At 62.5% G+C, this 21,430-nt stretch carries 22 protein-coding genes; 3 read left to right on the top strand and 19 right to left on the bottom strand.

The window, feature by feature from the left end:
• The 15 genes from NZ993_09805 to NZ993_09735 are packed head-to-tail and all read right to left on the bottom strand — an operon-like array spanning position 1 to position 13,127.
• Positions 1 to 1,752 carry a chemotaxis protein CheA gene (locus tag NZ993_09805; protein MCS7156081.1) on the bottom strand — a complete coding sequence of 584 codons (1,752 nt, stop codon included), beginning with the start codon at positions 1,750 to 1,752 and terminating at the stop codon, positions 1 to 3.
• The gene (locus tag NZ993_09800; GenBank protein MCS7156080.1) at positions 1,730 to 2,617 is read right to left on the bottom strand and encodes a protein-glutamate O-methyltransferase CheR; all 888 of its coding nucleotides are present in this window, start codon (positions 2,615 to 2,617) and stop codon (positions 1,730 to 1,732) included. The genes NZ993_09805 and NZ993_09800 overlap by 23 nt, the downstream gene beginning before the upstream one ends.
• Before the next feature lie 5 nt (positions 2,618 to 2,622).
• Complete coding sequence (locus NZ993_09795) at positions 2,623 to 3,513, bottom strand: HDOD domain-containing protein (GenBank protein ID MCS7156079.1); 891 nt, start codon at positions 3,511 to 3,513, stop codon at positions 2,623 to 2,625.
• 14 nt (positions 3,514 to 3,527) lie between these two features.
• Positions 3,528 to 4,016 (bottom strand): chemotaxis protein CheW, encoded by a 489-nt coding sequence (locus NZ993_09790; GenBank protein MCS7156078.1) that lies wholly within the window; start codon positions 4,014 to 4,016, stop codon positions 3,528 to 3,530.
• Positions 4,017 to 4,046: 30 nt separating this feature from the next.
• Positions 4,047 to 5,414, bottom strand: a complete 1,368-nt coding sequence (locus tag NZ993_09785) for a glycosyltransferase family 2 protein (protein MCS7156077.1) — start codon at positions 5,412 to 5,414, stop codon at positions 4,047 to 4,049.
• Positions 5,411 to 6,031, bottom strand: coding sequence for a tetratricopeptide repeat protein (locus NZ993_09780; protein ID MCS7156076.1), 621 nt, complete (start codon positions 6,029 to 6,031; stop codon positions 5,411 to 5,413). Before NZ993_09780 ends, NZ993_09785 begins: the two co-directional genes overlap by 4 nt.
• A gap of 12 nt (positions 6,032 to 6,043) precedes the next feature.
• Positions 6,044 to 6,934, bottom strand: a complete 891-nt coding sequence (gene flgL, locus NZ993_09775) for a flagellar hook-associated protein FlgL (protein MCS7156075.1) — start codon at positions 6,932 to 6,934, stop codon at positions 6,044 to 6,046.
• 13 nt (positions 6,935 to 6,947) lie between these two features.
• Positions 6,948 to 8,324: a flagellar hook-associated protein FlgK gene (flgK, locus tag NZ993_09770; protein MCS7156074.1), complete on the bottom strand. Its 1,377-nt coding sequence runs from the start codon at positions 8,322 to 8,324 to the stop codon at positions 6,948 to 6,950.
• A gap of 4 nt (positions 8,325 to 8,328) precedes the next feature.
• Positions 8,329 to 8,832: a flagellar protein FlgN gene (locus tag NZ993_09765; GenBank protein ID MCS7156073.1), complete on the bottom strand. Its 504-nt coding sequence runs from the start codon at positions 8,830 to 8,832 to the stop codon at positions 8,329 to 8,331.
• Between the two features lie 5 nt (positions 8,833 to 8,837).
• Positions 8,838 to 9,161 carry a hypothetical protein gene (locus NZ993_09760; protein ID MCS7156072.1) on the bottom strand — a complete coding sequence of 108 codons (324 nt, stop codon included), beginning with the start codon at positions 9,159 to 9,161 and terminating at the stop codon, positions 8,838 to 8,840.
• Positions 9,158 to 10,300, bottom strand: a complete 1,143-nt coding sequence (locus NZ993_09755) for a flagellar basal body P-ring protein FlgI (GenBank protein MCS7156071.1) — start codon at positions 10,298 to 10,300, stop codon at positions 9,158 to 9,160. The genes NZ993_09760 and NZ993_09755 overlap by 4 nt, the downstream gene beginning before the upstream one ends.
• 15 nt (positions 10,301 to 10,315) lie before the next feature.
• Positions 10,316 to 10,957: a flagellar basal body L-ring protein FlgH gene (locus tag NZ993_09750; protein MCS7156070.1), complete on the bottom strand. Its 642-nt coding sequence runs from the start codon at positions 10,955 to 10,957 to the stop codon at positions 10,316 to 10,318.
• Positions 10,939 to 11,604, bottom strand: a complete 666-nt coding sequence (gene flgA / locus NZ993_09745; GenBank protein ID MCS7156069.1) for a flagellar basal body P-ring formation chaperone FlgA — start codon at positions 11,602 to 11,604, stop codon at positions 10,939 to 10,941. Before flgA ends, NZ993_09750 begins: the two co-directional genes overlap by 19 nt.
• The gene (gene flgG / locus NZ993_09740; protein MCS7156068.1) at positions 11,601 to 12,386 is read right to left on the bottom strand and encodes a flagellar basal-body rod protein FlgG; all 786 of its coding nucleotides are present in this window, start codon (positions 12,384 to 12,386) and stop codon (positions 11,601 to 11,603) included. Before flgG ends, flgA begins: the two co-directional genes overlap by 4 nt.
• A 15-nt stretch (positions 12,387 to 12,401) precedes the next feature.
• A complete protein-coding gene (locus NZ993_09735; protein ID MCS7156067.1) occupies positions 12,402 to 13,127 on the bottom strand; it encodes a flagellar hook-basal body protein in 726 nt (241 codons plus the stop codon).
• Between the two features lie 207 nt (positions 13,128 to 13,334).
• Between NZ993_09735 and NZ993_09730 the strand changes: the two genes are divergently transcribed.
• The 3 genes from NZ993_09730 to NZ993_09720 are packed head-to-tail and all read left to right on the top strand — an operon-like array spanning position 13,335 to position 15,826.
• Positions 13,335 to 13,958, top strand: coding sequence for an LON peptidase substrate-binding domain-containing protein (locus tag NZ993_09730; GenBank protein ID MCS7156066.1), 624 nt, complete (start codon positions 13,335 to 13,337; stop codon positions 13,956 to 13,958).
• Complete coding sequence (locus NZ993_09725) at positions 13,934 to 14,839, top strand: MBL fold metallo-hydrolase (protein MCS7156065.1); 906 nt, start codon at positions 13,934 to 13,936, stop codon at positions 14,837 to 14,839. Before NZ993_09730 ends, NZ993_09725 begins: the two co-directional genes overlap by 25 nt.
• 9 nt (positions 14,840 to 14,848) lie before the next feature.
• Complete coding sequence (locus NZ993_09720; GenBank protein ID MCS7156064.1) at positions 14,849 to 15,826, top strand: ADP-ribosylglycohydrolase family protein; 978 nt, start codon at positions 14,849 to 14,851, stop codon at positions 15,824 to 15,826.
• Here the strand turns inward: NZ993_09720 and NZ993_09715 are convergent.
• The 4 genes from NZ993_09715 to ald all read right to left on the bottom strand — a co-directional run bounded on the left by NZ993_09715 (position 15,814) and on the right by ald (position 21,405).
• Positions 15,814 to 16,602, bottom strand: a complete 789-nt coding sequence (locus NZ993_09715) for a hypothetical protein (GenBank protein MCS7156063.1) — start codon at positions 16,600 to 16,602, stop codon at positions 15,814 to 15,816. The genes NZ993_09720 and NZ993_09715 overlap by 13 nt on opposite strands.
• A gap of 135 nt (positions 16,603 to 16,737) precedes the next feature.
• Positions 16,738 to 19,656 carry an outer membrane beta-barrel protein gene (locus NZ993_09710; protein ID MCS7156062.1) on the bottom strand — a complete coding sequence of 973 codons (2,919 nt, stop codon included), beginning with the start codon at positions 19,654 to 19,656 and terminating at the stop codon, positions 16,738 to 16,740.
• A gap of 165 nt (positions 19,657 to 19,821) precedes the next feature.
• On the bottom strand, positions 19,822 to 20,268 hold the full coding sequence (dut, locus tag NZ993_09705) for a dUTP diphosphatase (protein MCS7156061.1): 447 nt from the start codon (positions 20,266 to 20,268) through the stop codon (positions 19,822 to 19,824).
• Between the two features lie 6 nt (positions 20,269 to 20,274).
• The gene (gene ald, locus NZ993_09700) at positions 20,275 to 21,405 is read right to left on the bottom strand and encodes an alanine dehydrogenase (protein MCS7156060.1); all 1,131 of its coding nucleotides are present in this window, start codon (positions 21,403 to 21,405) and stop codon (positions 20,275 to 20,277) included.
• Positions 21,406 to 21,430: the final 25 nt, after the last annotated feature.

Here is a 21,430-nt window from a genome sequence, read left to right as displayed (position 1 = left end):
CTAGGCCGCCCATGCTGTGGTCTGCGCGTAACGGTATAGTTCGGGCATATCCAAAATGATGCCGATCTGGCCGTTTCCGCGGATCGTGCCCCCCGCGATGCCGGGAAGCTGCCCGAAAACGGCGCCAATGGACTTGACCACGACCTCCTCTTGGCCTACGAGCGTGTGCACAACGACCCCGAAACGCTGCTCTCCAACGGCGATCACCACGACGTACTCTTCGGCCGGCGGAGCGCCCTCAGGCACCTGCAGCAGTTCGTGCAGCCAAAAGAGGGGCAGAATCTGGTCACGTAACACCATCGCCCGTCGGCCGTTGCTCACCTCGACGCGGTGATCGGCCAGCCGCACAATCTCGAGCACGCTCGCCAGGGGGATGATGAAATACTCTTCGTATACGCCCACGGTCAACCCCGGTATGATAGCCAGCGTGAGGGGCAAGCGCAGGGTGAACGTCGTGCCCATGCCGAGCTCGGTGTGCACAAAAACCGATCCCCCGATCTTGGCCAGATTTGTGCGCACCACGTCCATGCCCACCCCGCGGCCGGAGAGGTTGTTGGCCTCTGTACGGGTTGAAAAACCGGGCAGGAAAATAAGCTGCAAGGCCTCAGCGTCGGAGAGCGACTCGGCGGCTTCGGCGCTCAGCAGCCCTCGCTCGACAGCTCGGCGCCGCACGAGCGCCGGGTCGATCCCGCGACCGTCATCGGTGACCTCGAGCACGATCGTGTTGCCCTCCTGATAGGCCCGAAGCCAGATTTTGCCCTCAGGGGCTTTTCCACGACGGATGCGCTCCTCCGAAGGCTCGATCCCGTGATCGACCGCGTTACGAATCAGGTGCACCAGCGGGTCGACGAGCACCTCGGCCACGGATTTATCCACCTCCGTATCGCCGCCTGAGGCTTCGAAGCGAATCGGCTTGCCTAGCTCCCGTGCCAGATCCCGCACCATGCGCTCAAAGCGCGTGAAGATGCGTCCCACGGGCACCATACGCGTGCGCGTTACGGCGCGCTGGATCTCGTTTGTGATCCAATCCAGCTGCGTTAGCATGTCCACAACGCGCTCGACGGCCGCATGGCCGCGCAGCTCGGCCCGAAGCGCGCGCGTAAGCTCCAGAAGCTGGTTGCGGCTCAGCACCAGCTCCCCCACGAGGTTCATGAGGTGATCTAGGCGCTCCACATCGACCCGAATGGTCTGCTCCGAAAGCCCCGATCGGACCTCTGCGGGGCCGCGCCCCCCGCTCGAGGACTTGGCCTCTTGCGGCGCATCGGCCTCTTCGGTTCTCCCCGCAGAGGCGGCGGGACTGTGCGAGGAGGCACTTTCGGCTTCCGAGGGCGCTTCTTCGGATGAACGCACAACCCCCACTTCGGCATCCAACAACACCTCGATCATGAGCACGACGTCGTCGATCGTGGGCTCCTCAAGGCGCTGGGAGCGCACGCTTTCAATGAGCTGACGCGTGCGATCGACCACGGCAAACAGCACGTCCAAAACTGTCGCGGTCACGGGCACTTCGCCTTTGCGCAGCCGATTGAGGAGATCTTCGGCGCGGTGCGTAAGCTGCGTGGTCCGCTCCAACCCTACGAACGAAGCCGTGCCCTTGATCGTATGAAAAGCCCGAAAGATCTGATTGAGCACGGCCTCATCCTGCGGCCGTTTTTCGAGTTCGATCAGACCCTGATCGGCCTGCTCCAAAAGCTCCAGGCTCTCGATGATGAACTCATCCAGAATGTCCTCAAAACCGTGTGGTGCGCTCATGGGGCGCCTCCTTCGTTATGGCCTTTTCCGGTTTTCGATACAGCATCGCCCCCTCGCCGGGGAGGATTTCAAAGCGCCCGTAGTGTTCAGATCCGTAAAGAGACTCCGACTCCCCAAGGGCCAGATACCCCCCTGGGCGCAGCAGCTCGTAGAAGCGTCCGATGATGCGGTTTCGGGTGAGGCTGTCGAAGTAGATGAGCACGTTTCGGCATAAGATGAGGTCCCAATCTGCGCCCACGTCCCAGTGGGGATCGTTTAGGTTGTGCGCCCGGAAGTGCACCAGCTTGCGCAATTCCTCCCGCACGACCCTCTTGGAGTCTTGGGGAAGGAAATACCGGGCCAGATACTCCGCGGGCAGATGGCCGCGAAAGGAATTCGAGCCATAGAGCCCCTTTCTGGCTTTTTCTAGGACGGCCTCACTGAGATCGGTGGCGAGCAATTCTACGCGCTGGGAGACCGCCTCATAGCCAAACTGCTCTATCAGCAGCATGAGCACCGAGTAGGGCTCCTCGCCGCTTGCGCAGCCGCTAGACCAAATGCGCACTTTAGCCCCCCAACCCTGCATGCGGCTGCGCCACTTGGGCAAGACGACTTGGCGTAAGAGATGCAGCTGCTGGGGATGCCGGAAAAAGTAGGTCTCATGTACCGCCACGAGCTCCTGCAGACGCTCCAGTTCCCGCTTGCGCTCCGGACCCTGCAGCAGGTAGCGTATGTATTCGTCCACGGAGCCGATGCCCAAGGCGCGCATGCGCAGTTGCACCCGGGCCTCCAGGAAATAACGCCTGTTGGCGTCAAAGTACATGCCTGTGGCCTGTTCCAGAAGACGCCGCAGCTCTGTAAAATGTGGTTCTACCAGCGTGTTCATAAGCGCTACTCGCGCAACAGCATCTCTACAAACCGATGCAGTTGTATTTGACCGTTCTCCAAGTGGGCGATGACTTCGGCGACATCGAGCCCTCTCCCTACGGCCTCCGCAAACGCCTCCCAACTTGCGGGGTCATAGAAAGCATTTCGGCGGGCGAGCCCATCTTGATGCCCACCTAGGCGAAACGCATAGGCGGCGGCGTCGGCTAGATGGACGATCCAAGCCGTCGCCCGGTGTTCAGGCGAGGCCTCCGCTGGGCTGTGATGCCATCGGATAGCCTCTACGAGCTCTGCGGGAAACGCCCACTGTTCCGCCAACAAGGCGCCTAACTCAGCATGATGCAGGCCGAAGTGTGCCTCCTCGGCCTCCGGTATGGCATCAGCTGGTTTTTCGCAGATCTCTTGGTAAAGCGAGGAGGTATTGTAGAGCAACGCCAACTTCCCCACGTCATGCAGCAGGCCCGCTGTGAACTCGATCCCCTTGCGCCCCCATCCCAAGAGTTGAGCGATTTGGGACGCGATGGCCCCCGTAGCGATCAGGTGGCGGATGACCTCCATGGCCGTGCGGCGCAACTCCAAGGGAAAATGCCGGCGCATGGCGACCATACCCATCCCCACCACAAAGCCCACGGCAGCCTCCGCCCCCAAGAGCACGACCGCATGTTCGATCGTGCCGACCTTGGCGCGCAGCCCGTAGTAGGCGGAGTTTACAATACGCAAGATGCGAACGGTCACCACGGGATCACGGCGGATAGTCTCCGCCACCCGGCGCGCCTCCATGAGCTCCGGCTGGTTCATAAGGCGCACCGCTTCGGTAAAGGTAACCGAAAGCGGCGGCATCGAAAGCTCCGTCAGCCGCTGCTTCCAGTCGAGCGCCTCATTCCCCAATCGAAGCATAGCCGCCGATCTCTTTACAGGAGCGCTTCCATGTCCAAGACAAGGTAGAGCTGCTCAGCAGAGCGGCAGACGGCCTGGAAAAAGCGCTGCTCTGAGTACGTGATGCTCTCTACGTGCCGGTCTATCGCCTCCGGGGGCAGGCGCAACACGTCGCGCGTCTCATCGATCGTGAGCGCTACTAGACCGCGGCTAGTTTGGGTGATCACCAGTTGCTCGGGCTCCCGAAGCGGTCGCAGCCCCAGCCGGCGCGCCGTATCCAAGACAGGGATAATTGTGCCGCGCAGGTTGATCACCCCGCGATAGTAGGCCGGCGCCAACGGCACGCGCGTGACTTCGCGCCATTGGATGACCTCCTGCACCCCCTCCATAGGGACGGCCAGACGTTGTCCGGCTACCGTAAAAGCCACTAGCTCCACCAAAGCGGTGGCGGCCTGCGTATGCAGGTCGAGACCTAAGAAGGCCTCCCGGCTGACATAGGGAATGGTGAACTCGGCTGTATGCATTCCCCAAACCTCCTCGGCATGGGCTGGCGCTTAAGGTTGCGCCGGATACCTTGATCCGACGCCCTCTGGGGCAAGCAAAGCGCGTGCCCCCTCGAAATCCCCCAGCTTTACACGCAAGCCGGCCAGGCGGCGACGCAGCAAGAGGGAATCCGGAAACCGCTTTAAGGCGGTTTCGTAACCGCGGGCGGCTGTAGCAAAACGCCTTTGTTCAAGGAGAGGATGCAGGATCTCGTCGGCCTCGGAGTCCGATGCCAAGTAGGCAAGCAGCTCTTCGTAGGCGCGCAACACCAACGCCTCTGGCCCCCCGGAGGCGACCGTGGATCGATAGCCCTGTTCGACAAGCGCGCGCTGGGGATGTGCGGCATACAGGCGCTCCCTGTAGAGGTGCGCCTCCTGATGATAGCCCAAGCGAAGGGCCAAGCTGAGCAGCATCTGGTACACGGGAGGGCGGTGAGGGTTCACATCGTAGGCCGCCCGAGACCGTTCTGGGCCGTACCGAAGCGCCGCTCGAAAACACCGGTAGGCAAGCCGAAGCTGGCCTTGTTTGTAGTGGCTTTCCCCCAAAATCAGATAGGGCATGCACTGCGCCCTCTCTCGTCTTATAGAGGCGCGCGCGATGCGTCGAGCCAGAACGATGTTCCCCCTCAGGAGATAGGCGAGGGCGAGTCTATTGCGGGCTGCTAGTTCCAGCGACAAATCCAGACCCTTGCGCAAAACCAAAGCGCGCCGCAGATGTTCGATGGCGGCGGGGTAATCCTCGGCGCTTATTCGGTTAAGCCCCATCGTCAGATGCGCATAGGCGAAGTCCGGCTCCTCCTGCAGCTGTAGGCACAGCAGGCGGTAGTTGCGCTCTAGCTTCTGCCGCATGCGCTCTGGGCTAAGCCCGTATCCGAGGTGGTCCAACGCGATGGGGCTGTCCAGGATAAGGCCGCCGTGGCGGAACACGCTCATCGTAACCTGCTCGTGTACGCGCCCTTCGAAACTAAGCCCCGGGAATACGCTCACCAAGCGCATCGCCCAGGAGAGGTCGAAAAAGCGGCGCTCGGCGTCCCAGTTCCGCAAATACACCTTAAGCCCAACAGGTCGCTCCGGGCGCTCCGGCAGCAGATCAAAAAAGGGCCGGCTTTCGGGGACCAGGCGCTCATCGGCGTCCATCCACAGCAGCCAGTCCCCCGTAATGTGCGCCAGGGCCGCGTTGCGGGCCCGCGCGAAGTGATCTTCCCAAGGAACCGAAAGCAGTCGCGCCCCAAAGGCGCGCGCAATTTCGAGGGTGCGATCCGTCGAGCCTGTGTCCACGATCACGATCTCATCGACGACGCCCTCAACCGAGCGGAGCGCCTCCGGTAGATGGGCCTCCTCGTTTCGGGTGATCATGGCCAGACTCACACGAGGCCTCATGCGGCACCTCCGTTGGGGAATACGGACTCCTCACGCACGCCCAGCTTCTCAGCCCGCTCCGTGACCCAGGACAGATCCGGATGTTCCGGGTCCTTTTGCCGCAGCAGATCCCGGACCCAAGCGTAATACGAGGCCGCACGCTTCCAAGCGCCCACCTCCTCCAGATACCCCGCCATAACCAGAGCCGTGGGCACATCGTGGGGGTGCGCGCGCAACGTGCGCACAAGCTGCTCGATGCCCTCTTGATAGGCACCTAGCTCCACAAGCGCCATGGCCAGATTGCGGCCCGACTGCGCCGTGGGATCATCCGGCAGGGCGGCCTCAAAGCAACGCCGAGCCTGTTCCCAGCGGCCCAAGCGGGCCTGACAAAGGCCGAGGTTGTTGAGCAAAACAGCGCGAAACCGAGCCTCCAGCCCTTCGGAGTCGAGCAGCCTTTCGTAGACCGCGACCGCTTCCTCATAACGGCCTAATTGTTCCAGGCAGAGCCCATATCCCCACAAAGGGGCCGGATCCTCCTGAGCTTGCTCAAGGCAGCTTGCGAATACGGGAAGCGCTTCCGGGTAGGCGCCCTCCTCGAGCAGCGCGATAGCGCGCTGAAGCTGTTCCGCATAGGACATCGCCGAGTCTCCTTATCGCAAGTAATCCACCAGGCTCTGGGGCAGTCGCCAACTGATGACCTTAGCCGTGGCCGTATATAGCGTCTGGGCCCGCTCCAGCATGGAGGCGGCCTGCGCGTAATCGGCGTCCTCTAGGCGCGAGCGCAGCGCTTCAAGACCTTCTATATCCGCCATCCAACGCTCCCTTAAGGCCTCCAGTCGGGCAAGCCGCGCCCCCATCTCCGCCGACAGGACGCGCACGTGCGTCTGCGCCTGTTCCAGCCTCTCTATGGAGGCGCGTATTGCGGGCAGGTCATCCGTCTCGAGCGCCGTAATAAAGCTTTGCACTATGCCCGTTAGGGTTTGGCCTCCTCCCAGGTCCTGCAGGCGATCCCCGGTCAGGTTCAGCGCCATAAGCAGGTTGGGCCCCACTTCGCGCAGCAGCTCCGCGGTGTTGCCCTGGTACGTATAGGCGCCCCCCGAATAGACAAAGGGCTGCGTGTGCACGCGCGTACCCGAAAACAAGTACAGGTCCCCGTGTCGACCGTTGAGCTCCGAAAGGAGCTCCGCAAGCAGGGAGCGCGCCCTTTCGGCTAAGGCGGCGCGCTCCTGAGGGCCAAACGTTTCGTTGGCACCTCGGACGGCCAGCTCGCCGAGTTCGCTTAAGCGGCCCAGGATCCGGTCCAGCGCGCCCAAAGTGGCTTCGGCGAAGCCGCGGGAGAAGTCGATATTGCGCAGATACTGCTCCCGCAGCGCGCGCTCTTCGCTCAGCCGGCTGGCCTGAACCAGCGCCGCGGGGTCATCGGAGGGCCGGTTGAGGCGATACCCTGTTCCGATCTGCACCTGCGCTTCATAAAGCCTCTCCTGCAGGCGCTCCAGATGCCGGAGCGCTTGACGATGGAGCATGCCGTTTGTGATGCGCATCGCTTACGCCCCCCTACTTGAGGCTGAGCAACGTCTCAAGCATTTCTTGAACGGTCCGAAGCACTTTGGCCGAAGCCGCGTAAGCCTGCTGGTACCGAATGAGGTGGGTCATCTCCTCATCCAGAGAGACCCCCGAGATCGAATCCTGCACGGTATTGAGGTGCTCCAAGATGGCCTGCTGCTGTTCGGCCTGGGCACGGGTCTCTCGGGCGCGGGCGCCCACAAGCGCCTGCAGGGAAACGGCAAACTCCCCTGGAGTCTGGGTGCCGGCCTGAAACAACTTCTGGGTGCGGAGCCCGGCGATCGCGCGGGCGACGGCGTTGTTTCCGGGCTCATTGGGCTGATCGGAGGCCGCAATACGCGATGGATCGGCCAAGACGGCGGAGTTAAGTTGGATCGTAGCCGCGGTGGTGCCCGCGGGGTCAAAAAAGAGGATACCGGTTTGGTTGTCCAGGGTGTAGCCGGACGCGTGGAGCACGTTTACGGTCGAGACCAGACCCTGAGCCAGCGCGTCCAGGCGTGCTCGCAGTTCAGGCAAAAAGGCGTTTAGCAGCTCCCGTAGCCCCGCCAGCTCCCCCTGCCTGGGCTGTAGCTCCAGTTGGTGTTGCCTGAGCCGCAACGAAAAAGTGCCCGTTGTCGAATCCAGGGAGAGCTCTAGGCTCTCGGCCTTGTCCGCCTCCACCAGCCACAGGCCTCCGGTAAAGAGCCGCAACATGCCCGTTTCGGGATCCAACTGGGTCGACACTTCCAGATAACGGGCCAGTTCGCGTACGAGCCGGTCGCGCTCATCCAGCGTGGTGTTGTCCACTACCCCCTGCAAGCGGCTTGCGTATTCCCGTGCGTTAAGCGAGGCGATCTGGCGCAAGAGCTCGTTGACGCGCGCAATCGCTTCCTGAACCTGCTCTGCGGCCTGTTCCCGCACCCCGTTTAGGTGACGTGCGTAGGTGCGGAAGCTATGCTGAAGCGATAGCGCGGCTTCGCGAACCGCCAGCCGGGCCGCCATGGCCTCAGGCTGCTGGGCTAAATCGCTCCATGCGCTCCAGAACCGACTCAAGGCCGCTTCCAGGCTCCCTTCGCTGTGGAGCACAAAAAGGCTCTCGATCCGATCCAGAAGGGCGCGCTGTCCCTCAAAACGTCCCCAGCGGGCCGTCTGCTCTAAGATCTGGGCCTCTAGGAAGCGGTCGCGCACGCGCTCAACGGCCTCCAGCCGAACGCCCAACCCCAGATACCAGCGCCCTTCTTGTACCCCGGTGGCGCGCAGATCAACGCGCTGTCGGGAGTATCCGGGGGTCTGCGCGTTGGCCACGTTGTGGCCTACGGTGTTCATGGCCCCTTGGTAGGCCAAAAGAGCCCGCTTGCTCAGCTCCAAAAGGTTGTTGATCCCAGCCATCGCGCTATGCGGTTTGGTCGATCCAGGTTAACGTCGCACCCTTTAGCCCAGAGCGATCATAAGCGATCGGCGAGGCGGTGGCCAGGCAGACCGCTGTGCGGCGAAGCTCTTCAAAGAGGCGCTGTGCATACTCAAGCACGGCCTGCACACAGGCCTGACGCTGCAGCACGCGCTCCAGAAGCGCCTCGCGGGCGATCAGACGCTCCAGAAGCGGCTCCCGATACTCGGCCGGAGCGTGTGCGGCTAGCCAGCTCAGGGATACGTCCTCGGTCTGCACTCCCAGTGCGGTTGCTATGCGGCCCAGTAGCTTCCGTTGCTGACGCTCAAGTCGGTGCAGACCGAATACAACCGCGCTTTCCGCCTCCACGCAGGCATCCAGGGCTTTCAGGTCGGCTCTCCGCAGCGCCTCAAGCTGCTGCATGAGCGCCTCCTCCAGCTCCCGTAAACGGGAGCGCTCCTCTTCCAGGTGGGCGAAAAGCGCACTCCAGGATGCAGCATCGACGCACATAAGGCTCACGGATGCACCTCTGCAGAATCCTTGGGGGCGGCGTATGGTCGAGCCCGAGCGCCCCAGCGGCGCAGCACGGCCTCGGCGATACCGAGGGAGGTTTGGCGCAAAAGCGGCTCAGATAGGGCGTCGACGAGCCGATCTTGCATTATGCGCACCTCTGGTCCTCCGTGTTGGAAGAGCTCACGCGTGAGCACACGCACAACCTCGCGCACGAAGAGCGCCTCAAAGGAGCGCGCGACCTCCTCAAGTCGGTCTTGTTTGCGCCCCTCACGGAGTGCGCCCCCCTGACGGATTATCGACACCGGGTTGGGGGTTATAAAGCTCATAGGACCACGATCTCCGCTCGCAGCGCACCGGCGCGGGCCAAAGCTTGGAAAATCGCCACGATATCCCGCGGCGATACCCCCACGGCGTTGAGCGCAGCGGCCAAATCGGCGACGGTTGTGTTGGGCTGCAGCACGAAGACCCGACCCGGCTCTTCGCGCAGCTGGCTTTCCGGGACGGGCACCACGACGGTCTGCCCCTGAGGCGAGAAGGGCGCCGGCTGCGAAACAGCAGGGGTGACCTGGGTCTGAATCCGGATATTGCCGTGCGCCACCATGGCCGGGCCGATGCGCACCTCCCCTCCGGCCACGACCGTACCTGTGCGCTCGTTGATCACAACGCGCGCCGGCGCGTCGACCGCAACGGGCAGGGCCTCTATGGCGGCTAAGGTGCCGAACCAATCTCGTCCTGCTTCGATGGCCACCTCTATGGCGCCTCCGTGCAAAACCTTGGCCTGCGCGCCCAGGGCCGCTTTGTTTATGGCCTCCGCGATCCGATGCGCGGTGGATAAATCCGGCTCCTTCAGAAGAAACCTCACCGGCTGCTCGGGCTTAAGCGCCAAGGGAAGGTCCCGCTGCACCACCCCGCCGCCGATAACGCGCCCCGTAAGGACGTGATTGCGGCCGGTGCGCGAGGAGAACACCCCCACGGCGGCCTCGGCCTGAATGCCCCCCACCACCAGAGGCCCCTGGGCGGTCGCGTACACCTGCCCGTCGGCGGGGTTGATCAAGGGGGTAAGAAGCAACACCCCTCCAAAGAGGCTCGTGGCGTCTCCGAGCGAAGAGACCGTCACATCGATGCGGCTTCCTTTGGGCTGCAGGGGGCTTAGCTCGGCCGTAACCATCACGGCCGCCACGTTGCGGGTGACGAGCAGGTTGGGATCGACCGCGATGCCGAAGTGCCGGAGCATGTTCGCCACGGCCTGCACCGTAAACTGCCCTCCTCGCCGCGAGAGGGTGCGGTCGCCTGTGCGGTCTAGCCCCGTGACCAGACCGTAGCCGATAAGCTCCACGGGGGCGACCCCTTGTAAGAGGGCCACATCCTTGATGCGGCTCTGCCCCTGTGCTGTGGCCCGCGGAGCGGAACCGAGCAGAAGCAGCAACGCCGCCATCAGGGCAGTCCGCAAGGCGAGAGCTTTCATCGTAACGGCAGCCTTCTATGGATTTCCCGAACCGCCACCTGAGCTTTTGGGCACAAGCTGAGGAAGCACCTTATATGCGGCCACCCCTACCAGGACTCCGAGCAGGACGCGCGTCCAGAGGCCCGGCTGGGCGAAGCGGTGCACCAAGCCCGCCCGTTTATAGGTAATCTGCGCGTCGGCGATTTGGGTTGAGAGCACCGTGTTGTCGGCGCGCACATCCAGGAGCCGCACAAAGCCGCGCAGGCGCATCAAATGCCGCTCACCGTTGATCTCGATCATCCGCTGCCCCTCTATAAGAAGGTTGCCCTGCGCGTCCGTGCCGATGACGCGCGCGCTGAGCGTACCGCGGAGCAGCTCCCGCTGGGCGGATTGGTTTTGGTTTTGGGCGGAGGATTTGGCGCTCGCGTTAAGGCCCGCAGCAGAGCTGGGAAGCGCGCCCCCCTGAAGCGCCCCAGAGCCCTCTAGGACGGCCTCGGAGCTGTTCGCCCACCGGGACTCTCGTTGCGCTTGGGCGGACTCAACCAGGATGACGGTGATCAGGTCTCCCGTCTGACGGGCCCGCACATCGCTATAGAGGGAGCGGATCTGTGCCCCCGTAGGCCCGGCACATAGCAAAAGCGCCACCAGGGCCAAACGCGCTACAAGGTGCGCTTCCATAGAACGATCCCTTCTGCTACGATCTGCGCTTCGTACATCCGTCGGGTATCCGGGGCGTAGACCCGAATCACGGTTCCTGGGGGACCCGTGCCGCGCGCAACGGCCGGGATTGAAATCTCCAGACCGCGTTGGCGGATTAGCAGCGTAACGGGTTGTCCGGACCGAACAACGGGCCGGCGCTCTAGATGATGAGACAACAGGATCGTGCCGACCGAAAGCCGCCTGCGGGTCTGCGCGTCTTGCCACTGCTCCGGATGCCGCACGTAGGCCCCCTCCAAAGCGGTCACCTCCATCCAGCGCGGGCTAAGCGCGTCGGTGCGCAGCGGCTCCCCGGCTTCCATAGGCCGGCTCACCACCCAGACCGTATCGAACTCGGCCACGTAAACGACCACCGGCCGCCGGAGCGCGCCCTGCGGCTCAAGCATCCAGCAGAGCGTAAGCCCCCGTGGAGGTTGGGCTTCCGCGTACTCGATCCGAAACGGCTTGCCCTCGGGCCACGAGGGGATCCGACGCAGCTGTACTTGCCAGTGCGCGGTGCGGTCCGGGAAACGCCGACTTAGCGCCTCCAGAACGCACCGGAGCACCTCTTCTGCGCCTGGATTTCCCAGACTGGCCCCGACAAGCCACAGTAGGGTTCCCCACATCATCGCTTCATGTTGTTCGTCATCGACCACAGCTCGTCTGTGGTCTGCACCATCTTGGTGTTGATCTCGTAGGCGCGCTGGGCGACGATGAGGTTCACCATCTCCTGGACCACGTCCACGTTGGACTGCTCCAGGAACCCCTGCTTAATCGCGCCCATGCCGTCAGCGTTCGGCACGCCCAATATGGGCTCGCCCGAGGCGGGGGTGGCCTCATACAAGTTGCCCCCAATGGGGCGCAAGCCCTCGGGGTTGATGAAGCGGGCTAGCTCAATCTGCCCGACCTGAACAGGCTGGCTCTGCCCGTGCAGGGTGACCAGAATCGTCCCGTCGGAGCCGATAACCACGGAGGCCGCCTCCGGCGGGATCACGAAACGGCCCACAAGCGGCAGCCCCGTTGAGGTAAGGATCTCGCCCTGTTCGTTGAGGGTGAACGATCCGTCCCGGGTGTAGACGATCGTGCCGTCGGGTCGCTCGATCTGGAAGAAGCCTTCACCCTGAATGGCCAGATCCAGTGCGTTGCCCGTCTCGATGAGGCTTCCCTGCACAAAATTTCGCGCCGTGGCCACAGCCTGCACGCCATGACCAAGCTCTAGCTCAGCCGGAGGCGTGCGCTCATTGCGAGCTTCCGGCACTACGGGTACGCGCTGGTAGAAGAGGTCCTGAAACTCCACGCGCGTTCGCTTAAAGGCCGTCGTATTGGCGTTGGCCAGGTTGTGGGCAATCACGTCGACACCCATTTGCTGGGCGCGCATGCCCAAGGCCGCTGTGTACAAAGCCCGTATCATACGCTCTTGGCTCCCTCATAGTTTGGCCATTTCCGAGGTGACGCGACCCAGAAGACCGTCGGCGGTCTGAAGAGAGCGCTGCTGAAACTCAAACAGTCGATGCAGCGCAATCAGCTCCGCCAGGGCCGCCAGGGGGTCGACCGTAGAACGTTCCAAGTACCCTTGACGTAGGCGCGTTTGCGTATCTGGCTGGGGCCTCATATCAGCCGGAGCGCGCACTAGGCTCCCCCCTAGCTTCTCCAACCGCTCTGGACGGGCGAAGTGCACCAACCGAAGCCGGTCGAGGCGACGCTCCTCAAGCCAGAGCACGCCCTCTCCATCAATGCGAACGCGGGCTCCCCAACGTGCCTCCTCTAGTCGGATCGGGCCTGTTTGGCCCAACACGAACGCCCCGGAGCTAGTGCGCAGAAAGCCCGCCTCATCCCAGTGCAGGCGTCCGTTTCGGGTGTAGAGCACCTCCCCCGCCTGCTCCACCGCCAGCCAACCCGGTCCGAGGAGGGCCACATCGAGCTGTCCACCGGTATGCTCCAGCTCCCCTTGAGCAGGCTCTAGCCACTGCTGCAAACGAACCTGGGTCTGATATGTCGAATCTTCCCGCAGTGCTTCCTGGAGCATCTCCAGAAAAAGCCGATCCCGCTTATAACCGGCCGTATCCAGGTTCGCGAGCTGATGCGCCAGATGCTCCTGGCGGCGGAGCAAGATGCTCATCGCGTTGGCGGCGCTGCGCAGACGTTCCAGCATACTCCTCGCAACAATCCTCGCTGTCTTGTGCGGAGGCTCCGCACAAAGGTTTTGCCAGCTCCCGCAAGTGCCGGAAAAGGCCTTCGGAGGCCGCTAGAGATCGATTTTTTCCCTTCTCCGGGAGATGCACGCGGGCAAGTTTTTCCGGAATGGGTGGCCCAACAAAAGGGTCTGAATGTATATTGCATCCCATAATGTCCCATGCGTATGGCCGAAAGCATCCGTTTGCCGCTTTTTCCGCTCCCGATGATCCTGTATCCGGAAACCACGTTGTCTGTGCACGTCTCCGAGTACCCGCATCGGGTGTTGGCGCGAAGGTGTTTGGAGGAGGGGCGTCCGTTCGGGGTGGTCTGGCGACGCTCCGAGTCGGAGTTGGCTGCTGTGGGCTGCTCAGCGCGCATCATGCGCCTATTGCGCGAGTATCCCGACGGCCGGCTTGACATCCTGTTGCGGGGGGAGCGGCGCTTTGAGATCCTGGAAACCTTCAAACGACCCCTTTATCTGGAAGCCGAAGTGCGCTTTTTCGACGATATCGAAATAGAGCCCCTAGATGAGCCCTTACGAGAGCGAGCCATCGCGTTGCATATCAAGCTGGTAGAGACGAGCGGCAAAAAACCGGATCTATCGGGCTACGGCCGCTATCGGAGGGTTTCCTTTTTTCTAGCCGCGAACGGAGACCTGAGCTTGGAGCAAGGCCAGAGCCTGCTGGAGTTGCGCTCCGAGAACGCTCGCTTATCGGCCTTGGTGGAACATCTGCACCGGCAAGTGGGCACCGCTTTGCTGCAGCGCCGCGTACAGAGCAATGGATGGCTGAGCAAGGGAAGACCGTGATGCGCATCGGACCCTACGAAGTGCGCGCCGTGCAGGCGGGATGGTTTCGTCTCGATGGCGGCGCCATGTTTGGAGTCGTGCCCAAAGTGCTCTGGGAACGCCGCACGCCCGCTGATGAACGGAATCGGATCCTGCTGGGCACTCGCTGTCTGCTGCTGATCGGCGCCGGCCGCGTGGTGCTTGTAGACGTGGGCATTGGCGCTAAGTACTCGGAGAAGTTCGCCGATCTGTACGGAATCGACCAGCGCGAACACGATCTGGAGAGCGGCCTGAGGGCGCACGGATTACGCCCGGAGGACGTAACGGACGTGCTGCTTACGCATTTGCACTTCGATCACGTCGGGGGGGCGACCCGATGGGCCGAGCCCGGACGCGCGGTCCCTACGTTCCCCCGCGCCACGTACTACGTGCAGCGCAGCCAATGGGAGGCGGCCCTCAAGCCCAACGCGCGAGAGCGGGCAAGCTTTCTAGGGGAAAACTTCTTGCCCCTTCTGGAGGCGCACCAGCTGGAATTCCTAGACGGCAACGTGGAGGTGCTGCCGGGGATCCATACACGGGTGGTAAACGGGCATACCCGCGGCCAACAGCTCGTCAAGGTCTCCGATGGCCAGCACACGCTCCTGTACGCGGCCGATCTGCTTCCGACGGTGCACCACATAGGCCTGCCCTGGATTATGGCCTACGACATGTGCGCGCAAACTACCCTGACAGAGAAAGCGCTTCTCTTGGAGCAAGCCGCACAAGAGGGCTGGTGGCTGTTTTTCGAGCATGATCCCGAGATCACCCTCTGCCGGGTTCGAAGAACCGAGCGGGATTTCGAACCGGTCGACGAACACCGCGAGCTCCCGGCAGATTGGCCCACCGCCAGCCTACCGGCGTAACGGCATGCCATGAGCCTCTCCCCGCTACGCGCGCGCTTCCGGGGTGCCATACTGGGGACCGCCATAGGGGACGCCTTGGGCATGCCCGTCGAGGGGCGCAGCTACTGGACGATTCAGACCTACTATCGGGGCATCCGGGGCTATGAGGACGACCACTTCGATCCCGAAGGGCTTCGGGCGGGGCAATGGACGGACGATACCCAGCAGATGTGGGCGCTTCTAGAAGCCCTCTGCGAGGTCTGTGGCCCCGATCCGGAGGTCTTCGCACGAGCCTTGGTCCGCGCCTATCGGTCTGGCCCCCGCCGATGGGGACGATACAGCCGGGAGGCTGTATCGCGTCTGGAGGCTGGATGCCCTCCTGGCCAAAGCGGAGACCCCACAGCCGATACGGCGGGTGCGCTTGCCCGCTCAGCCCCTCTCGGACTTTGGTGGGCGGCGCGCAGGACATCCCCGGAACAGGCCTGGGCGCAGACGGAGGCCATAACGGGCGTCAGCCATGCCCATCCCGAAGCCATAACGGGGGCTTTTCTACAGGCCTGGGCGGTATGCCGGCTTGCCCTTTCGGATCCGGCGGCTTTTGAGCCTGAGACTTGGCTTGAGGAGCTGCTCAAAACTTTAGAGGCTGTAGGTCCGTCCGCCGAGACGGCCCTTTTTGGGGAACGGGTGCGGGCGCTGTGGGCGCGCCGGCATGAGATTCCGCTGGAATTGACCGAAGGGCTCACCCAAGTTCCGGCAAGGGCACGCGATCTGGGTCCGCTTGCCTTGGTGCTCTTTGGGCGCGTCTTTGCCGATCCGGAAGCCGTGATCCTGTCCGGGATCAACGCGGGTGGAGACACGGACACGCTGGGCGCGCTGCTGGGCGCCTTGTGCGGAGCACTGCACGGATGCGCTTGTTTTCCGCAGGCCTGGCTTGAAGGATTAGAAGCCCGATCCGAACTGGAGGCCGCCGCAGATCGCCTATACGAGGCTGCGCTTCAGAACCGATAGCCCAGGCCGATCCCCGCGCTTAGGTACCGAAAGGCCAAGTTGAAGGGGCGTAGCCTGCGCGTGACGAGCTGACGCGTCTCGGGGTCCTCAAAAGACAGCGTCAGCTCGGGAGAGCGCAGGAAAACCCCATAGCGATATTGGGCCGTAAGTTCCAGAAACAGACCTGTTTCGCTAAAGGAAAACAACCGCACCCCCATTGTGAAGCCCGGGGCAGGACGGTATACTATGGTCCGCACGTAATCCAGAAACGTGGCGCGCCCTAGGCGAAGGTCGATTTCGGCCAGCATTATAGAAGGACCGATGAAGGTGTCCACATAGGGCAGCATCCGGTAGGCGAGAACGGGGGTGAGCCAGTAGGTGCGATACCCCACATCGGCCGTCACGCGCGTGGAACGGTTATACCCATTGGTCAAGCCCCGAGTGCTTAAGCCCACCAACAGACCTCCCTCAAGCATATCGGTAAGCCGCCGCTGTAAGCGCACCTGCACAGACAGATAGTCGCCCCCATCAGAGCGGGGATGTTCCAGTCCCCCCACATAGGGCGCTTCGTCGTCTACGTCTCCGTATCCTTGTGTGATCAGCGCCTGCTCCACGTCCGTGCGGGGCCCGCCGCGCAACAGGATGATCTGTAGCGAGGCATCCCAACCAGCGGTCCGCTGCAGGCCCGGGATTTGGCTCGCCCCCGAGGAGCTTGCTTGTCGATAGGGCCAAGGCTGCGCCCACAGCTCTAGCGCGCTACCCAAAAACAACAGCGCCCAGATCCCGCGGCTTTTCATCAGGCTATCCCCTTCTCGTGGCTGCTTAGACGGTCAAAAGAAACCGTGCCGCCACTTTTTAGAGCAAGTCGCGGTGTAGTCCCTATACAAAAAAGCCGGGCCCGTTCCCGGGTCCGGCTTAGGGCTAAGAGGAGGTCAGATGCGGAAGTTCCGCAGCCGATACGAAAAGCTGAACATCACGTAGCGGCCGAGCACCTGCGTGCGCGTATCCTGAATGTACTGCTCGGTTACGCTGCGGCTGATGGCTTTGTTCTGGTTCAGGATGTCCGAAAGCCCGATGCGCAGCTCACCGGCATTGTCCTTGAGGAATTTTACGCCCAAAGCGGCGTTCCACAGCAACACGGGTTCGTCAAGTTCGGCTCCCAACCCCACGTACTGGGTGTAAGAGAACTGCGAGCTCACCACGAATCGGCTCCAGGGCTGCAGGTTTACGTTCACCGAGGCCCGATGCTGCTGATAGGTGTTGTTGCTGGCGCCCGTGGAGGTGCGCACGCGGTTGTAGTTGAAGTTGTACAACACCAGGAAGTCCACCCGTTCGCTGATGTTGCTCGTCAGGACCAAACCCGTATTGAGTCCGTACAGATCGGACCAGGTCTTCCTGCCGGAGATCAAGCTAGGCGTGCGGTTGTAGTTGAGCCCACCCAGCATGTTGAGGCTAGTTCGCAGCACACCCAAGGGCCGGCTGTGTACGAGAAAGAGACGCGCGCTCCGATTGCCGTCCAAGTTCGTAGGGAAACTGTACTGAGTGCCCCGCGGCAGATACACCCCGTTGGGCAAAAGCGTGTCGCGTTGGGCGATCAAGCTAGCGTTGGTGATGTAATTGAGCCCATAGTTTACGTTCAGCGCGACCATCAGAAAGCGCCCACCCAGCGGGTCGGTCGCCTGATACCGGATCATGCCCATGTGGGTGTAGCTGGGCTCCAAATCCGGATTGCCACTCGAAAGAAAGAGCGGGTTGGAGTTGTCCACTACGGGCTGCAGCTGATTGATCGAGGGCAGGCCAGACCAAGCCCGATACATGAAGCGTAGGTTCTGCGTGGGGCCCAGTCGATACTCCAGTTCCGCAAAAGGCAGGAGCACATTGAAAGCTCGATCCACTCGGACCGGGTATGGATAGGTTTGATCTCCCAGCATCCGGCGATTTTGGTATGTCAGGCGCAGGGTTAGCCGAGTAGCCTGACGGCGGTATTGGTAGGCCAGCACACCTTGATGCGTGAGGATGGTGTTGTCGAACTGACTGGAGAGCGTCGGGATGGGATTGCCGAAGACCCCTGCCGCGGGGTCAAACCGCCGCGTCTGTTTATCGGCCCAACGCCGCTCCAGGGTGGGCTCGTATTCGATCTGCAGCTGCCCATAAGAGCCGATGGGCTCGGTATAGCTCAGGTCCAGATCCAAACTGTAGCTCGGTCGCTGATCCTGAATGCGCTGGCTGAAGGTGGAATCGATTTCAATCCAGCCTAGGGGGCCGGGACGGAAGAACACGTTAGCGGAGCGCTGATCGCTCTCTGTGGAGCGGTCGCTAAAGCCCGCGTTGATGCGCGCCGAAAACGTTCGGCCTTGAACAGGGAAACGGAGGCGATACAGGGCCTCGATGCTGCCGTTGTAGCCGAAGACGTCTGAGTTGTAAGCGCTGCTCGTTTGGCTCAGCCTCTGTCCCGAGGCCAACACGGATAACCCCTGCAAAGTGTTGCGCGTGCTATTATCCTGAAAGCTTATCCGGGGGGTGAGCACGAAGCTGTTGCGGGAATCGAGGGTATACTCCAGGCGGAGGTTCAGTCGATGGTTGTAGTTGGTGCTCTGGTTTCGAGTGGCCTCGTCGTAAAGCCAATTCACAGTCTCGGCCGTAAAGTACTGTCGGCTAAGCTGGGATTCGGCTTGGTTGCCCAAGCGATTGAAGAAGTAACTACCGGAAAGCTGCACCTTGCCGTTTTGCAGCACATCGGAGTAGTTGATCCCCACCGAGTGCGTGGTGTTGACACCTGGCTGCTCCCCTATCAGGAAGTTGCCGACGTTGCGGAACATATCCCCCCATGGGCCTCCGCCACCTGGACCACCCCCGCCGCCAAACATACCTCCACCGCCTCCACCTCCTCCAGGGCCGCCTCGTCCGCCTCCGCCTCCAAATCCACCGCCCGGCCCCCCGAAAGCGCCAAACATCCGGGCGAACCCCCCTCCACTTCCAGAACCCAGCACGCCGAGGATGTCCTCGATGGCGAAGTTCTGCTGATTGATGTTGTTGCCCAGTCCTATGAGCGAGACCCGGCGGTTGCCCGAGAACACATTTACCGTGCCGCCGCTTGCGTAACGGGCATCAGGGCCGTAACCCCCATACAGACGTCCGAACTGACCAAAGCGCCGATCCGGACGCGTGATGATGTTGATCGTGCGCTCGGTGTTCCCGTCTTGAAAGCCGGTAAATTGGGCTTGGTCGCTTGCGCGGTCGAAGACTTGAATACTCTGCACCACCTCGGCCGGCAGGTTGCGCAGCACCGCCATGGGGTCTTGCCCGAAGAACTCACGTCCATCTACGAGCACGCGGCGCACTGTCTCGCCTTGTGCCTGAACCTGACCCCCCTCCACGGTCACTCCAGGCAGCTTTTTGACCAAATCCTCGGCCGTGGCGTCCTGGCTTACCCTGAAGGCCGCCGCGTTAAACTGGATCGTATCGCCTTTTACCACCGCACGCTCTTGCACGGCCTCAACGGTCACTTCACCAGGCGTAAGCGGGGCGGGATCCAGGGGGATTGTACCCAGATTCGCGTTCGCAGTTAACGTTAGCTCCCGCTGATAGGGTCTATAGCCGACGAAGGAGACCTGCAACCGGTAGCGTCCTGCGCCGGGCAGGCGCAGGCTGAAGTTCCCCTGCGCATCCGTGGCCACACCAACCATACGCGTGGTATCCGGCAGGGCGCGCAGGATCACGTTAGCACCCGGAAGCCCCGTGCGCTCCTTGGCGTCGACAATGCGGCCGCTTATCACGATGCCCCGATCTTGAGCCTGAAGCTTGAGCGCACCCAACCCGAACAGGCAAAACCCTAGAAGAAGTAAACGCATGTACCCCATATTGGTGAGGCCCTTATGTTTTTTCGTTGAGGTTTGTCTTGATTTCAGGGGTCTGCCGGGGAAGTCCCGGAGAACTCGGCCTTATAGACGCATCCCAGGTGCGAAAAGTTCAGCAAGGATGTAACGAATCGGTAAATCGGCCGATGTGATCAGAGCTCAGAGGCGTCCTGTGTGTCCGAATCCGCCGGCGCCGCGGGCGGACTCCTCGAGCTCCGACACCACGGCCCAGCGCACGCGTGCGTAGCGGGCTATGACCAGTTGGGCGATCCGCTCCCCGGGCTGAATCGTGAAGGGCTCTTGTCCAAGGTTGATCAAGATAACCTGCACTTCGCCTCGGTAATCGCTATCGATCGTACCCGGAGCGTTGAGCACGGTCACGCCATGCCGCAGCGCCAGGCCGCTTCGAGGCCGCACCTGCGCCTCGAAGCCCGAAGGAAGCGCCAAAGCGATGCCCGTGGGCACAAGGGCTCGTTGGCCCGGCTCGAGCCGAATAGGCTCCTCGATGGCCGCCCGCAGATCCAACCCGGCCGCCCCTTCGGTGGCGTATTCCGGGAGCGCCCATTGGCCAGCGTGAGGGAGCCGACGCACGCGGATCTCCACCATAGCAGCCTAAACCATGGAGTGCTGTCCAAGCACCTCGTTCAGATCGGACAGCGGAAAGCCGAAGGCCTCCGCCACACCGGGGTAGACGATCCGGCCGTGTATGATGTTGGCCCCCGCCAGAAGCTCCCGATTCTCTTTTAGGGCCCGCACCCATCCCTTGGCCGCCAGCTCAAGGGCATAGGGCAGCGTGGCGTTGGTCAACGCGATCGTCGACGTCATGGGCACCGCACCGGGCATGTTCGCCACGCAGTAGTGCACGATGCTGTCCACCACGTACGTGGGGTTTTCGTGCGTCGTGGGCTTGCAGGTCTCGATACAGCCGCCTTGGTCGACCGCCACATCGATCACCACCGTCCCCGGACGCATGAGCCGCAGCATGTCGCGCGTGATCAGATGCGGCGCCCGTGCGCCCGGAATCAATACGGCCCCGATCACCAGATCGACCGACGGCAGCAGCTCGCGGATCGTGTGCTCGTTGGAGACTTGGGTGACGACGTTGGCGGGCATGACCTCGGCCAGCTGACGCAGCCGGTACAGGTTTACGTCCAGGATCGTTACCTGCGCCCCCATGCCGGCCGCGATGCGCGCGGCGTTGGAACCGACCACGCCTCCGCCGAGGATAAGCACGTGCGCCGGCCGCACCCCGGGCACACCCCCCAGGAGCACGCCCTTGCCCCCGTGGGTCTTCTCTAGGTACTTCGCCCCCTCTTGGATGGCCATTCGGCCCGCGACCTCGCTCATGGGGATGAGCAGGGGCAGGGAGCCATCGGCCCGCTGCACGGTCTCGTACGCTATGGCCACGCAACCGGATCGCAGCACGGCCTCGGTGAGCTCGCGGCTTGCGGCGAAGTGGAAGAACGTAAATACGATCTGATCCTCGCGCAGAAGCGCGTATTCGGACGCAACGGGCTCCTTGACTTTTAAGATCATCTCGGCCCGCTCGTAGATTTCAACTGCGCTCTCGAGGATCTCCGCCCCAGCTTCTTGGTATTGGGCATCCGTAAAGCCGCTTCCTAAACCGGCGCCGGCCTCAAGAAGCACCTGATGGCCTCGCTTGCGAAACTCATGCACACCGGCTGGGGTGATGGCCACGCGGTTTTCGTAGGGCTTAACCTCCTTGGGAACGCCGACCGTCATGCAACGCCTTTCCTCGTGCTTGTGT

The organism is Bacteroidota bacterium (genome assembly GCA_025059945.1).
In the GTDB taxonomy this organism is placed as follows: Bacteria; Bacteroidota; Rhodothermia; order JANXDC01; family JANXDC01; genus JANXDC01.
This window is presented reverse-complemented; position numbering and strand designations above follow the sequence as displayed.

Excerpts from the sequence above, each read along its gene's own strand:
- NZ993_09735 (MCS7156067.1), bottom strand. The coding sequence starts at position 13,127 with ATGCTGGAACGTCTGCGCAGCGCCGCCAACGCGATGAGCATCTTGCTC.
- flgK (MCS7156074.1), bottom strand. The coding sequence starts at position 8,324 with ATGGCTGGGATCAACAACCTTTTGGAGCTGAGCAAGCGGGCTCTTTTG.
- NZ993_09765 (MCS7156073.1), bottom strand. The coding sequence starts at position 8,832 with ATGTGCGTCGATGCTGCATCCTGGAGTGCGCTTTTCGCCCACCTGGAA.
- flgL (MCS7156075.1), bottom strand. The coding sequence starts at position 6,934 with ATGCGCATCACAAACGGCATGCTCCATCGTCAAGCGCTCCGGCATCTG.
- NZ993_09805 (MCS7156081.1), bottom strand. The coding sequence starts at position 1,752 with ATGAGCGCACCACACGGTTTTGAGGACATTCTGGATGAGTTCATCATC.
- NZ993_09725 (MCS7156065.1), top strand. The coding sequence starts at position 13,934 with ATGGCTGAGCAAGGGAAGACCGTGATGCGCATCGGACCCTACGAAGTG.
- dut (MCS7156061.1), bottom strand. The coding sequence starts at position 20,268 with ATGGTGGAGATCCGCGTGCGTCGGCTCCCTCACGCTGGCCAATGGGCG.
- NZ993_09710 (MCS7156062.1), bottom strand. The coding sequence starts at position 19,656 with ATGCGTTTACTTCTTCTAGGGTTTTGCCTGTTCGGGTTGGGTGCGCTC.
- NZ993_09760 (MCS7156072.1), bottom strand. The coding sequence starts at position 9,161 with ATGAGCTTTATAACCCCCAACCCGGTGTCGATAATCCGTCAGGGGGGC.
- flgA (MCS7156069.1), bottom strand. The coding sequence starts at position 11,604 with ATGATGTGGGGAACCCTACTGTGGCTTGTCGGGGCCAGTCTGGGAAAT.
- NZ993_09750 (MCS7156070.1), bottom strand. The coding sequence starts at position 10,957 with ATGGAAGCGCACCTTGTAGCGCGTTTGGCCCTGGTGGCGCTTTTGCTA.
- NZ993_09780 (MCS7156076.1), bottom strand. The coding sequence starts at position 6,031 with ATGTCCTATGCGGAACAGCTTCAGCGCGCTATCGCGCTGCTCGAGGAG.
- flgG (MCS7156068.1), bottom strand. The coding sequence starts at position 12,386 with ATGATACGGGCTTTGTACACAGCGGCCTTGGGCATGCGCGCCCAGCAA.
- NZ993_09785 (MCS7156077.1), bottom strand. The coding sequence starts at position 5,414 with ATGAGGCCTCGTGTGAGTCTGGCCATGATCACCCGAAACGAGGAGGCC.
- ald (MCS7156060.1), bottom strand. The coding sequence starts at position 21,405 with ATGACGGTCGGCGTTCCCAAGGAGGTTAAGCCCTACGAAAACCGCGTG.
- NZ993_09795 (MCS7156079.1), bottom strand. The coding sequence starts at position 3,513 with ATGCTTCGATTGGGGAATGAGGCGCTCGACTGGAAGCAGCGGCTGACG.
- NZ993_09730 (MCS7156066.1), top strand. The coding sequence starts at position 13,335 with ATGGCCGAAAGCATCCGTTTGCCGCTTTTTCCGCTCCCGATGATCCTG.
- NZ993_09755 (MCS7156071.1), bottom strand. The coding sequence starts at position 10,300 with ATGAAAGCTCTCGCCTTGCGGACTGCCCTGATGGCGGCGTTGCTGCTT.
- NZ993_09720 (MCS7156064.1), top strand. The coding sequence starts at position 14,849 with ATGAGCCTCTCCCCGCTACGCGCGCGCTTCCGGGGTGCCATACTGGGG.
- NZ993_09790 (MCS7156078.1), bottom strand. The coding sequence starts at position 4,016 with ATGCATACAGCCGAGTTCACCATTCCCTATGTCAGCCGGGAGGCCTTC.
- NZ993_09800 (MCS7156080.1), bottom strand. The coding sequence starts at position 2,617 with ATGAACACGCTGGTAGAACCACATTTTACAGAGCTGCGGCGTCTTCTG.
- NZ993_09715 (MCS7156063.1), bottom strand. The coding sequence starts at position 16,602 with ATGAAAAGCCGCGGGATCTGGGCGCTGTTGTTTTTGGGTAGCGCGCTA.